16 protein-coding genes are annotated in these 11424 nt (G+C 72.0%); 6 read left to right on the forward strand and 10 right to left on the reverse strand.

What is annotated here, in order from left to right; all coding sequences use genetic code 11:
* Positions 1-232 precede the first annotated feature (232 nt).
* The 9 genes from VGL20_05685 to VGL20_05725 all read right to left on the reverse strand — a co-directional run bounded on the left by VGL20_05685 (position 233) and on the right by VGL20_05725 (position 6033).
* Positions 233-763, reverse strand: a complete 531-nt coding sequence (locus tag VGL20_05685) for a hemerythrin domain-containing protein (protein HEY2703163.1) — start codon at positions 761-763, stop codon at positions 233-235.
* A 10-nt stretch (positions 764-773) separates the two neighbouring features.
* Positions 774-953 (reverse strand): hypothetical protein, encoded by a 180-nt coding sequence (locus tag VGL20_05690; protein ID HEY2703164.1) that lies wholly within the window; start codon positions 951-953, stop codon positions 774-776.
* An 88-nt stretch (positions 954-1041) separates the two neighbouring features.
* A complete protein-coding gene (locus tag VGL20_05695) occupies positions 1042-2220 on the reverse strand; it encodes a cation:proton antiporter (protein ID HEY2703165.1) in 1179 nt (392 codons plus the stop codon).
* A gap of 143 nt (positions 2221-2363) precedes the next feature.
* Positions 2364-3719, reverse strand: a complete 1356-nt coding sequence (locus VGL20_05700) for a hypothetical protein (GenBank protein HEY2703166.1) — start codon at positions 3717-3719, stop codon at positions 2364-2366.
* Positions 3662-4153 carry a hypothetical protein gene (locus VGL20_05705; protein HEY2703167.1) on the reverse strand — a complete coding sequence of 164 codons (492 nt, stop codon included), beginning with the start codon at positions 4151-4153 and terminating at the stop codon, positions 3662-3664. The genes VGL20_05700 and VGL20_05705 overlap by 58 nt, the downstream gene beginning before the upstream one ends.
* Before the next feature lie 18 nt (positions 4154-4171).
* Complete coding sequence (locus tag VGL20_05710) at positions 4172-4396, reverse strand: hypothetical protein (protein HEY2703168.1); 225 nt, start codon at positions 4394-4396, stop codon at positions 4172-4174.
* Between the two features lie 43 nt (positions 4397-4439).
* Positions 4440-4694 carry a hypothetical protein gene (locus tag VGL20_05715; GenBank protein ID HEY2703169.1) on the reverse strand — a complete coding sequence of 85 codons (255 nt, stop codon included), beginning with the start codon at positions 4692-4694 and terminating at the stop codon, positions 4440-4442.
* 36 nt (positions 4695-4730) lie between these two features.
* Positions 4731-5363 carry a TetR/AcrR family transcriptional regulator gene (locus VGL20_05720; GenBank protein HEY2703170.1) on the reverse strand — a complete coding sequence of 211 codons (633 nt, stop codon included), beginning with the start codon at positions 5361-5363 and terminating at the stop codon, positions 4731-4733.
* Between the two features lie 274 nt (positions 5364-5637).
* Positions 5638-6033, reverse strand: a complete 396-nt coding sequence (locus VGL20_05725) for a hypothetical protein (GenBank protein HEY2703171.1) — start codon at positions 6031-6033, stop codon at positions 5638-5640.
* A 132-nt stretch (positions 6034-6165) separates the two neighbouring features.
* On the opposite strand from VGL20_05725, the gene VGL20_05730 reads away from it, so the two are divergent.
* Positions 6166-6540 (forward strand): VOC family protein, encoded by a 375-nt coding sequence (locus VGL20_05730; GenBank protein ID HEY2703172.1) that lies wholly within the window; start codon positions 6166-6168, stop codon positions 6538-6540.
* Positions 6541-6661: 121 nt separating this feature from the next.
* The gene (locus VGL20_05735; protein ID HEY2703173.1) at positions 6662-7648 is read left to right on the forward strand and encodes a sigma-70 family RNA polymerase sigma factor; all 987 of its coding nucleotides are present in this window, start codon (positions 6662-6664) and stop codon (positions 7646-7648) included.
* Here the strand turns inward: VGL20_05735 and VGL20_05740 are convergent.
* Complete coding sequence (locus tag VGL20_05740) at positions 7559-7951, reverse strand: STAS domain-containing protein (GenBank protein HEY2703174.1); 393 nt, start codon at positions 7949-7951, stop codon at positions 7559-7561. The genes VGL20_05735 and VGL20_05740 overlap by 90 nt on opposite strands.
* 120 nt (positions 7952-8071) lie before the next feature.
* On the opposite strand from VGL20_05740, the gene VGL20_05745 reads away from it, so the two are divergent.
* The 4 genes from VGL20_05745 to VGL20_05760 all read left to right on the forward strand — a co-directional run.
* Entirely contained in the window at positions 8072-9025 is a 954-nt protein-coding gene (locus VGL20_05745) for a zinc ABC transporter substrate-binding protein (protein HEY2703175.1), read from the forward strand.
* Positions 9022-9891, forward strand: a complete 870-nt coding sequence (locus VGL20_05750; GenBank protein ID HEY2703176.1) for an ABC transporter ATP-binding protein — start codon at positions 9022-9024, stop codon at positions 9889-9891. The genes VGL20_05745 and VGL20_05750 overlap by 4 nt, the downstream gene beginning before the upstream one ends.
* 2 nt (positions 9892-9893) lie before the next feature.
* Entirely contained in the window at positions 9894-10781 is an 888-nt protein-coding gene (locus VGL20_05755; GenBank protein ID HEY2703177.1) for a metal ABC transporter permease, read from the forward strand.
* Between the two features lie 2 nt (positions 10782-10783).
* Positions 10784-11424, forward strand: a 641-nt coding sequence (locus VGL20_05760; protein HEY2703178.1) for a metal ABC transporter permease, incomplete at its 3' end; no start/stop codon positions are given.

Here is an 11424-nt window from a genome sequence, read left to right on the forward strand (position 1 = left end):
CGACCAGTTCAAGGGCATCGACATCATGCGCGCGGTGCGCAGCTTCGATCCCTGCCTGCCCTGCGGTGTGCACCAGTACATCGGCGGCGGCAAGGTCGTCCAGCAGCGTCACTCGCCGACCTTCGGCATCCAGGAGCTGTAACCGCCTGAGCCCCGGCTCAGTACCGGAGCGGGCGAGCAGGAATGGCCTGCTCGCCCGCTTCCTCGTCCAGGCTGCGGTGCTCCGGTGGGGCTACCTCGGCGAGCCCGCGGCTCCCCGGCCTCCCGCCGTCGCCGCGGTGGGCTCGTCGGGGGCGTCGGGATCGATGCGGGTCGGCGCGGTGGCGCGGGCGGCCTCCATCGCGGCGCCGAGCTCCTCGAGCTCCCCGGCGTCGAGGGCCCTGCGGACGCGCGGGAACATGTCCGCCTCCTCCTCGTCGACGTGGTGCTCGACCAGCTCCTTCAGCACCTCGACCTTGGCGTCGTAGCGCTCGTTGTCGGCGGTGAGGGGCTCGAGCTCGGTCACCGCGTGCTTGATGAGGTGGTGCTCCTCCAGGCCCTCGAGGACCTCGTCCTCGATCTTGCGGCCGGCCTCGCGGACTCGCGGATAGAAGACCTGCTCCTCGATCCAGGCATGGACGGTCAGCTCCCGGCAGATCCGTCCGGCGAGCTCCTGCTTGCCGGCGATCGCCCGGTCTCCGAGGGTGCCGTACTTCTCGAACATCTCCTTGACCTTGTCGTGGTCGGCCTTGAGCAGGGCGATCGCATCGGGATTCGGGGACATGGATGGCCTCCTAACGGCTTCGGCTGAGGTGGAAGCGGACGAGCGCGAGGCTCTCCGCGGCGTCCGCGGCGTGCTGGACCTGGGAGGGGGTGGGGCGATGGGCGTCGAGGGCGCTGGCGGCCGCGTGGCGGCACCGCTCCCCGGCCGGGTGGCCCTTCCAGCAGCGCGGGCAGGTGTTCGACTCGGTCATACGATTCACTCCACCCTGTTATATGACAATGTGAGTATAAGTATATAGGGGTGGAGGGTGGCGACGTTCTCTGGCCGGGGGCAGTGGCTCAGTCGCGGCCGTGGCGCAGCTCGGTGGTGCGCGGCCGGAACGCCGTCTGGGCGATGAAGGTGGGCACCAGCGCGGTGAGCACGACGGTCGTGACCAGGATCGAGTACTGGGCGCGGTCGATGTACCCGTGGGTGAGCCCGAACAGCGCCGAGATCGAGCCGAAGGTGAGGCCGGTCGACATCATCATCGTCGTGTACCAGCCCTCCCGCCGGTGGAGCCGGAACCCGACCGTCGCCGGGTACACGCCGGCGACCTTCGCGCCCACCTTGACGCCGAACAGGAGCGCGATCGAGCCCAGGCCGGCGATCACCGCCTGGAGGACGATCAGGGTCCCCGCCTTGAGGAAGAAGAACGGCGTGAGGAAGGAGAAGGCGATGCCGCGGACCCGGCCGGCGAGCTCGGGCTCGGCCTGGAACGTGCCCGCCGCGACCAGGCCGAGGAGGTACGCGGGGAGCACCGCCTCCGACCGCGCCGCGGTGGCCAGCGCCCCGAGCCCGAAGAGGAGCAGGAACACGAACTTGACGTCGGGCTCGCTCATCGCGTGGCCCAGGACCCGGATGACGAAGCGCAGGCTGCGGGGCAGCAGCACCAGCGCGAGCGCGGTGGCGATGCCGAAGGCGATCAGCAGCGAGTTGTAGTTGGCGAACACGATGCCCAGCGCGCCCACCGTGCCGATGTCGCAGACGAAGCAGGCGGTGAGGACCAGCTTCCCCAGGTCGGTGCGGTTGAGCCCGGTCTCCATCATCACCGCGTAGACCACCGCGACCGAGGTGGTGGAGAGGGCGATCCCCGCGATCTGGCTGGCGTGGAACTGCCAGTGGAGGACGTGCAGCGCGAACGCCCAGGCGGCGGCGAAGGGGAAGGCGAAGCCGACGGCGCCGATCACCAGGCTGGGCGCGAGGAAGCGGCGCAGCGAGGCGGGGTCGATCTCGGTCCCGGCGAGGAAGGTCAGCAGGATGCTGCCGACCCCGGCGAGGAAGGTGATCCAGTCCGTCGGCGTCATGCCGAGCAGGTTGCCCCCGACCACGCCGGCGAGGATCTCGACGAGCGCGACCGACAGCCCGATGCGCAGCGAGACGACGCTCGCCAGGAACGCCATGCCGACCCACAGCGCGGCGATGCCGTAGGTCGTGTTCAGGCTGTCGAGGAAGCTCAGATGGAGCGGGCAGCAGCTCACGGGCGCACTCCTACCAGATATGGCTGGTAGGGCCCATCAGACCGGGCGGCCACGGGCGGGACCCATCGCAGATCGGGTTGTGACCCCCGATCCGGGGGCGAGGATAGCACGCCATTTGGCGTGAACACGGGTCCGCGATCGGGTCAGAGGGAGGCGAGCGCCGCGACGTAGCGGTCGGCGAAGCGGCGGGCGGCGCCGGCGCTCAGCAGCGGATGCCGGTAGCGGAAGACGAGGTGCAGCCGCCCCTCGGCGGTGACCGCGCCCACCGCCACCCCCAGGGGCATCCGGCAGGGCGGCGAGAAGAGGAGCTCGACGGTGCTGCCCGCGTCCGGTCCGAACGACGGCATCTCGTCGATGCGGCCGAGGTTGGACAGCATCGCGGTGTCGACGAGGCGGTTCCCGGTGAGCCAGAGCAGGGGGGTGGTGGCCTGCTTCATCCACAGCGGCACCCGCGGCGACAGCGCCAGCACCTCGATCAGCGCCGCCCCGGTGCCGAACCGCTTCATGTGCCCGGTCTGCTCGGTGACCGCTCCGAGGGCGCCGCCGGCCCGGTCGCGCCGGCTGGTCGAGATCGTCGCCATCAGCGAGAAGTTGCTCACCACCTCGTCGCGCCACCCGGGTGGCCGGAGGTTGACCGGGAGCATGACGCCGATGCGCCCGCAGCCGGTCCCGTGCTCCTCGTTCCAGCCGGCGATGGCGAGGTGGAGGCCGGCGAGGAGCAGGTCGTTGAACGTCCCCCGGTGCCGGACACCGAGCAGGGCATCGGTCTGCGCTGTGGACAGCTTGATGGTGTGCAGGCCGTACCCGGGCCGGTCGCTCCCCTGGTCGGGAGCCACCCGGGCGGGCGCGGCGACCAGGTCCCGCGCCTTGCGGAGCAGGGTGTACACCCGTCGCCAGCGGTGGGCCGCGTGGCCGGCGCCGAGCCCGGCCTGCAGGTTCCGCGCCGACGCGAGGTCGAGGTCCGGCACCGGGTCGGGCTCGCCGGCGTAGGCGCGCGCGATCGAGCGCAGGATGCGCAGGGCGCCGAAGCCGTCGGTGGCGGCGTGATGGACGTTCAGCATCAGCACGTCGCCGCCGGGGTGGTGGATCAGCCGCACCCGCAGTGGGGGCGATTCGACGAGGGGGACGCCGAGGCTCTGGGCCGCGTCCCGTTCCCGCCCCAGGCCGGCGTCGTCGGCGCAGTCGACCACCCGCACCGGGTCCAGGTCGAGGGTGCCGGTGACCTCCCAGTGGTAGCCGCGGTCCCAGAGCCGGGAGGTCGCCCGCCGGGCGCGGCCCATCGGGTGACGAGCCAGCGCCGCCGCGACCGCGGCGCGCAGCCGGCCCTCGTCGAGGGCTCCCGCCACCCGCAGCTCCAGGTGGATCGACCACGGCTCCGCGTCGCTGTCGAGCAGCAGCACCGCCTCGTCGACGACGTTGAAGGCGAGGCGCTGAAGGCCGGTCAGGGGGCGCCGTGCCGCGCCTCGCGCGCGACCGCCGCGAAGAACGGAGCGCCCCACGCCCCGATCGACGCCAGCGAGGTCACGATGATCGCGGCGTCGATGATCTCGCGTCCCGGGCTCTCCCAGTACACGTCCTCCATGTTCAGCCACAGCGCGATCTCGTCGAGGGTCAGGGCCGAGCCCACCCCGTACACGAGCGTCGTCAGCCGCAGCAGCCGGCGGTCGTCCCGCCGCTTCCAGCTGGCGAGGTGGAGCCAGGCGTGGCCGCTGCCGACGAGCATGAGGATCCCGAAGACCTGATGGTGGACGTGGAGGCCCTGGACCTTCACGCTCTTGATCGGGCCGAGGCCGTGGTACATCAGCCGGGTGATGCCCCGGGTGATCATGAAGGTGATGAAGAAGGACACCCCGGACAGGAACAGCAGCTCCCGTCGCGGCTCCTCGAGATGGACGCGGTACAGCTGGGGGATGCGGCGAAGAGGAATGCGCATCCCCGAGTTGTAGGGTATTCAGGCCCCCTCGAGCCACTCCACGGCCCACACCGGCACCACCGCCTCACCCCTGCCGCCGACGGTGGGCCGCACCGACACCACCGGGGCGTATGGCATCTTCGAGACCAGCCTCCCGGTGGTCACGTCACCCTTGCGGACGGCGGTGCGCTTGAAGGTGCCGACCCGGGCCGCGGTGAGCAGCCGGCAGGGGCGATAGGTGGTGAAGTCGTCGGCCTGGGGCATGTGGCTCCTCCGGTTGTTGTGACGTGCTCGGGTTCCCTGAGCACTACGCGGCCGGAGGCGTGGCGGATGATTCGGGCGTGACCCGGCGGGGATCGGTCAGGAACCGGCGCACCGCGACCAGCGCCCAGACCCCCTCGACGACGCCGAACGGCCAGGTGCCGCCGGCGAAGCCGTAGACGCTGGACAGCGCGCAGCCGGCCGCGAAGCCGAGGACGTATCGCGGCCCCCGGTCCTCCCATGCGTACATGGCCATCATGAAGGTGAGGGCGAGGATGCCATAGACCGTCGTCGGGCTCATCGACCGGCGCCGAGCACGGCGACCCGCAGCGCCCGGTCAGCCATGCGCGGTCACCGGCGCCGGCGGGGGCGCGGCCCTCCGGAGGTGCTCCAGGGCCATGTCGAGCGCGATCCGAAGGGGCGCGACGCTCCGTGCGGTCTTGGAGAGGAGCAGACCTCCCTGGATGGCGGACAGGGTCGCGATCCGCAGCGCCCCGACGTCGGCGCCGGCGGCGATGAGGCCGGCGCCGGCCAGCCTCTCGATGGTGTCGCCGATGGCGCCCTCCCACGAGCCGAAGCCCGCGTCGATGATCCGTCGAGCCTCCATGTCGGTGTCGGCGAGCTCGGCCCCCAGGGTTCCGAGGGGGCAGCCGCCCGCGCACCGCCTGCCCTCCTGGATGGTGACGATGAGGTCGAACCAGCGGCGGATCCCGTCCCAGTCGGCGATCCCGGCGAGCTCCCGGCGGTGGGTCTCGAGGACGGATCCGACCTGGAACCGGATCACCGCGTCGACCAGCCCGAGCCGGTCACCGAAGTAGTGATAGAGCTGGCTCTTGCCGGCTCCCGCAGCCGCCAGCACCTCCTCGATGCTGGTGGCGGCCACGCCGTTGCGGGCCATCAGCCCGGCCGCGACCGCGAGGATGCGGTCGCGGGAGGCGCGACCCCGAGGGGTGAGCGGGAGGTCTCCCATCTCCTGACTGTACCATCCAGTCCAGTAGAAGTGGACCGATAGGTACAACACGAGGGTGTGTGGGCGTCACCGGCGCATACAGGCGGCGCCGAGCAGCAGGTGCGCAGCCCCAACTCGAGGTTGGTCATCGTGGGACTTCCTCAGTGACCGAGCACCAGCTGGATCGCCTTGACCGAGCGCCGCCGCGGCCAGCGGCACGTGGCCGACCCCGGTCACCGCCCCCAGGCGCACCACCATCTCCTGGTTGACGAGGGATTGCGTTCTCGCGAAACCGTCACCCGGGCAGCTCCACCAGCCGGCCGGGGATGTCGGCGTCCTCGTCCACGTGATAGCTGGCGCAGATCCGGTGATAGCCGTCGGCGATGGTCAGCGCGCGGCCGGCGGAGAGCTCTCCGCGCACCAGCAGCACCGGGGCGAGGGCCTCCCCGCTCTTCATCTTCCTGGTGTCGTTGACCACCTCGGGGTCGTCGACGGGGAGGAGCGGCAGCCCGCTGGCGCGGAGCAGGTCGTTGGCGCGGTGATGCGTCGTCGGAGACCCGCGAAATGCGTCCACGACGGCCGGCACCGCCGCCGGCGGCAGGAGCAGGCCGAGATAGGCTGCCGCCGCCGGATAGTCGTGCGCCAGCGGCTCCGCCGCCCAGGTCACCTTCGGCGGCTTCGGCTTGGCCATGCGTCCTCCTCCTACCATGCGGTCAGCCCACGCCCGGGCCGCCCGTGACCGATGACTTTCGGCCCCGCCCGCGGTCTCATGGGCATCCGTCCACCAGGCGCCGGGTGACCGGCGTGACCAGGAGATACCACCTTGGGCCGACCGGTCGTGCACTTCGAGATCATGGGCAGCGATGCCGCCAGGCTGCGGTCGTTCTACTCCGGCCTCTTCGACTGGAGCATCGACGCCGAGAACCCGATGAACTATGGGATGGTCGACCGCGCCGCCAACCAGAGCGCCGAGGGCATCGGCATCGGCGGCGGGATCGGGGCCCTGCCCGAGGGCATGGGTGGCGGCCACGTCACCGTCTACGTCGAGGTCCCCGACGTGGAGGCGGCGCTCACCACCGCGGTGAGCCTCGGAGGCACCCGCCTGATGGGGCCGGAGACGATCATGGAGGGGATCGAGATCGGGCTCCTCAACGATCCCGAGGGCCACATGATCGGGGTCATCAAGGGCCGGTCGTAGGCCTCCCCGCAGCCGCGAGGGCCCCGCGCGCCGGGGCCCTCGGATGCGGCGGTGTCCCTATCATGGACCCCCTTCGGAGCAGGGTCCTGGGGGACGCCGAGGACGGGGAGGAACGATCCGAATGACTGATCCGGCGGCTGCGGATCACGCGGCGGACCTCGAGCGCCGGCTGGAGCCGCATCGGGTCGAGCTGACCGGGTACGCATACCGGATGCTGGGCTCGGCCTCCGACGCCGAGGACGCCGTCCAGGAGACGATGGTCCGGGCCTGGCGCAGCCTCGATCGCTTCGAGGGCCGGGCGACGCTGCGGTCGTGGCTCTATCGGATCGCGACCAACGTCTGCGTCGACATGCTGAACGGGAGGGAGCGCCGCGCCCGCCCCATGGATCTCGGAGCGGCGGTGACCGCCGACGCCGCCCTCGGCGCCCCGCACTCCGAGGCGACCTGGATCCAGCCGATCCCCGACGGTCGCGTCCTCCCCACCGGTGGCGACCCCGCCGAGGTGGTGGTCCTGCGCGACAGCGTCCGTCTCGCCTTCGTGGCCGCGCTGCAGCACCTCCCGCCGCGTCAGCGCGCGGTGCTCATCCTGCGGGAGGTGCTGCAGTGGCGGGCGACCGAGGTCGCCGAGCTGCTCGACACCACCGTCGCGTCGGTCAACAGCGCGCTGCAGCGGGCGCGCTCGACGGTGGCCGCCGGCGTCACCGTGGGGGAGCCGTCGGTGCCCGCCGGCGAGGCGGAGCGCTCGCTCCTCGCCCGGTACGTCGACGCCTTCGAGCGCTACGACATCGAGTCGCTCACCTCGCTGCTCCACGAGGACGCCACCATGTCGATGCCGCCGTACGCGCTCTGGCTCCGGGGCCGGGTCGACATCGGCCGCTGGCACCTGGGGACCGGAGCCGGATGCCGCGGGTCGCGACTGGTCCCGACCGCCGCGAACGGGATGCCCGCCTTCGGCCAGTACCACCCCGCCGAGCCCGGAGGGGGTCACGAGCCCTGGGCGCTCCAGGTCCTCGAGATCTCAGGGGGCGAGATCGTCGGCCTCAACGCGTTCCTCGACACCGCGACCATCTTCCCGCGCTTCGGCCTGCCACCCCGGCTGGACCCCTGAGTCCCGGCAGAGCGGCACGACCTCACCGAGGCCGACCAGGTCGAGCAGCTCCCGCAGCGGGCCCGACGCATTGCGGAGCCGGACCCGGCGCCCGCGCCGCCGCGCGGTGAGCTGGAGGCGCGCGAGGGCGTCGACCGTGACCGCGTCGGCCTCGACGACGCCGCCCACGTCGCAGACGACGTCACCGGCGCCGAGGGCCGGCAGCGTCCGCAGCAGCCGCCTGCACAGGCCGCGCACGTCACCGGGCCGGATCCGCCCGCAGATGACCATGGCCGTCGCCTGCCAGCTGTCCTGATCGGTCACCACCGCCTCCTGGGGCTGTCCTCCACGAGCTCAGACCGGCGCCGAGGCCGGAACTCATCGGTCCCGGCCGCGCTCGGCTTCGGTTGCGAACAGGAACCGTTCTCGCTAGAATCAGCGCTCATGGTCACCGAGGCACACCGCCGGAGGCGTGACCACCGGGGGGTGGTCGTCGGCGTCATCGCACTGCTCGCGCTGACGATGTCGGCATGCGGAAGCGCCGCGAGCAGCACGTCGACGGGTTCGCAGCCGTCGGGCAGGCACCTCAACGTGGTCGCTGGGGAGAACTTCTGGGGCAGCGTCGCCACCCAGCTGGGCGGCTCGCAGGTGACCGTGAAGAGCGTGGTCACCGACCCCAATGCCGATCCTCACGACTACCAGTCCGACCCCGCGACTGCACGTGCGTTCGCCAACGCCGACTACGTGATCCTCAACGGCGCCGGCTACGACTCCTGGGCCGACAAGCTGCTGTCCGCCAATCCGAACAGCAGGCGGAAGGTCTTCACCGTTGCCGGCCTGCTGGGCAAGAAGGAGGGCGACAACCCGCACTTCTGGTACAGCCCGGACTACGTCGTGAGGGTGGCCGACCGGATCTCCGCGGACCTCAGGTCGATCGACTCCGCCGACAGTGACCACTACGCCGCCCAGCGGTCCGCCTTCACCGCCGCGCTCGGCCCGTACCTGAACCGCATCGCGGCGATCAGGGCCAGGTTCACCGGTCAGAAGGTGGCGGCCACGGAGACCATCTTCGAGTACATGGCCGCGGCGACGAGCCTGGTCCTGGTCAGCCCGCCGGAGTTCATGAAGGCGGTGGCCGAGGGCAACGACCCGCCCGCCGACTCGGTGGCCGCCTTCCAGCAGGCGATCACGACGAAACAGGCGACCGCCCTGGTCTACAACGTGCAGACGTCGACGGACGTGACCAGCACGATCAAGCAGATGGCGGTCCAGCAGGGCATCCCGGTGGTCGCCGTCAGCGAGACGCTGCAGCCCCCGGACGCCACCTTCCAGGAATGGCAGCTGGGTCAGCTCAACGCCCTCTACAACGCGCTCAACGCCAAAGCCCTGGCGAGGTGACGGACAGGGCGGCCGCAGCCCCGGCCCTCGCCGACCGCCCCCCGACCTCGGGGATGTCGAGGCAGCCCGCCGGGTCGGCCGCGATCCGGCTGAGTGACGCCGGGGTCGCCCACGGGCGCCGCTTCATCTGGCGGCACGCCGACCTCGAGGTGCAGCCCGGCGAGTTCACCGTGGTGCTGGGACCCAACGGCGCGGGCAAGACCACCCTGCTCCGGGTCCTGCTCGGCCTCCACCCGCTGAGCGAGGGCACCGTCGAGGTGCTCGGCGGGCCCCCGCGCCGGGGCCGCCACGCGGTCGGGTACGTGCCCCAGCGCCGCACCCTCGACTCCGACCTCACCGTGCGCGGCCGCGACCTGGTCGCGCTGGGCGTGGACGGGAACCGCTGGGGGATCCCGCTGTCCTCCGCATCCGCGCGGCGCAAGCGCGCGCTCGTCGAGTCCGCCCTCGAGGCGGTGGGCGCGACCGGGTACGCCGGCCGTCCCGTCGGCCGCCTCAGCGGCGGCGAGCAGCAGCGCCTGCTCCTCGCCCAGGCGCTGGTGACCGAGCCCCGCCTGCTGCTCCTCGACGAGCCGCTCGCCAGCCTCGACATCCGCAGCCAGGGGGTGATCACCGCCCTGGTGGCCGGGCTCGCCCGGGAGCGCGGGATCACCGTCGTCCTGGTCGCGCACGACGTCAATCCGCTGGTGTCGTTCCTCGACCGCGTCGTCTACGTGGCCGGCGGCGCCATGGTGTCGGGGCGTCCCGACGAGGTGATCACGACCGAGACCCTGAGCGCCCTCTACGACTACCCGGTCGAGGTGATTCGGGACAGTCGCGGCCGCATCGTGGTGGTCGGCCTCGACGACTGCGACTCCCACCACCACTGAGCGTGACCCGGTCGCACTTCAGCTGGAACGTGGTCGACGACTGGCAGCAGCTGGTCCATTACGACTTCATGCGCCACGCGCTGCTCGCCGGCGGCATCGCCGCGGTGCTGTGCGGGGCGGTCGGCTGCTTCGTGGTGCTGCGTGGCCTCTCCTTCGCCACCGACACCCTCACCCACGTCGGTTTCGCCGGCGCCTCCGGGGCGGTGGTCGTCGGCCTCAGCCCGGTGGTGGGACTGCTCGGCCTCACCGCCCTGATGGCGGCCGCCCTCGCCGCCCTGGAGCAGCGGCTGCGCGGCCGCGACGTCGTCATCGGGATGATCCTGGTCCTGACCCTGGGGCTGGGGCTGCTCTTCCTCCGCCTCTACCGCGGCTCCTCGAACGAGACCTACGCGCTGCTCTTCGGCTCCATCCTCGCGCTCAGCCCGCGCGACGTCGTGGTGGTCGCGGTGGGGGCGCTGATCGCCCTCGCGGCGCTGGTGGCGATCTTCCGGCCGCTGCTGTTCGCCTCGCTCGACGAGGAGCTCGCGGAGGCGCGCGGGGTGCCGGTGCGCGCGGTCGCGACCGCCTTCCTGCTGGTCCTCGCGGTCGCCGTCACCGCCGCCACCCAGGTGATCGGCGCGCTGCTCGCCGTGGCCCTGCTCATCGCCCCAGGGGCGACCGCGCAGCGGCTCACCACCCGGCCGGTGGTCTGGGTGCTGCTCTCGGTCGCGATCGGGCTCGGGGTCACCTGGACCGGCCTCGCCCTCGCCTTCTGGCAGCCCTACCCGGCGAGCTTCTTCATCACCTCGCTGTCGACGCTCACCTACCTCGCCACCCGGCTGCTCACCGCCGGCGTGGTGCCCGCCCGGCTGCGGGCGGCGGGGCGCCCCGCCGCGGCCGCGGACAGCTGAGGATGCGATCGCTCGCCGACACCCTCACCAACGCCCCCTTCTCGTGGAACCCGGTGGACGACCTGAACCAGCTGTTCCTCTACCAGTTCATGCGCAGCGCGTATCTCGCGGGCACCGCCACCGCGATCGTCGGCGGCGTGGTCGGGTACTTCGTGGTGCTGCGAGGCCTGAGCTTCGCGGGTCACTCGCTCTCGCTGATGGGGTTCGCGGGGGCCACCGGGGCCAGGGTCGCGGGCGTCGACCCGCTGGTGGGCCTGCTCGCCGTCGATGGCGCCGGCGCGCTGCTGATCGGGGCCCTCGCCCGGCGTCCCCGCGGGCGCGACGTGGTGGTCGGCATCGTGCTCACCGGCACGCTGGGGCTCGGGCTGCTGTTCCTGTCGCTCTCGCGAGCCAGTCAGGCCCAGCCCGTCCTGGTCGGCGACGTGCTCGGCATCAGCTCCGCCGAGGTCGGCGTCGTCGAGGTGGCGGCGGCGCTGATCGTCCTCCTCGTCGCCGTCGCCTTCCGCCCGCTCCTGCTCTCGTCGCTCGACGAGGAGGTGGCGGAGGCGCGGGGCGTGCCCACCCGCGCGATGTCACTGCTGCTGCTGCTGGTCCTCGCCGCGACCACCGCGGTGGCGACGCCCATCGTCGGTGTGCTGCTCAC

This window comes from Candidatus Dormiibacterota bacterium, assembly GCA_036495095.1.
Lineage (GTDB): Bacteria > Chloroflexota > Dormibacteria > Aeolococcales > Aeolococcaceae > CF-96.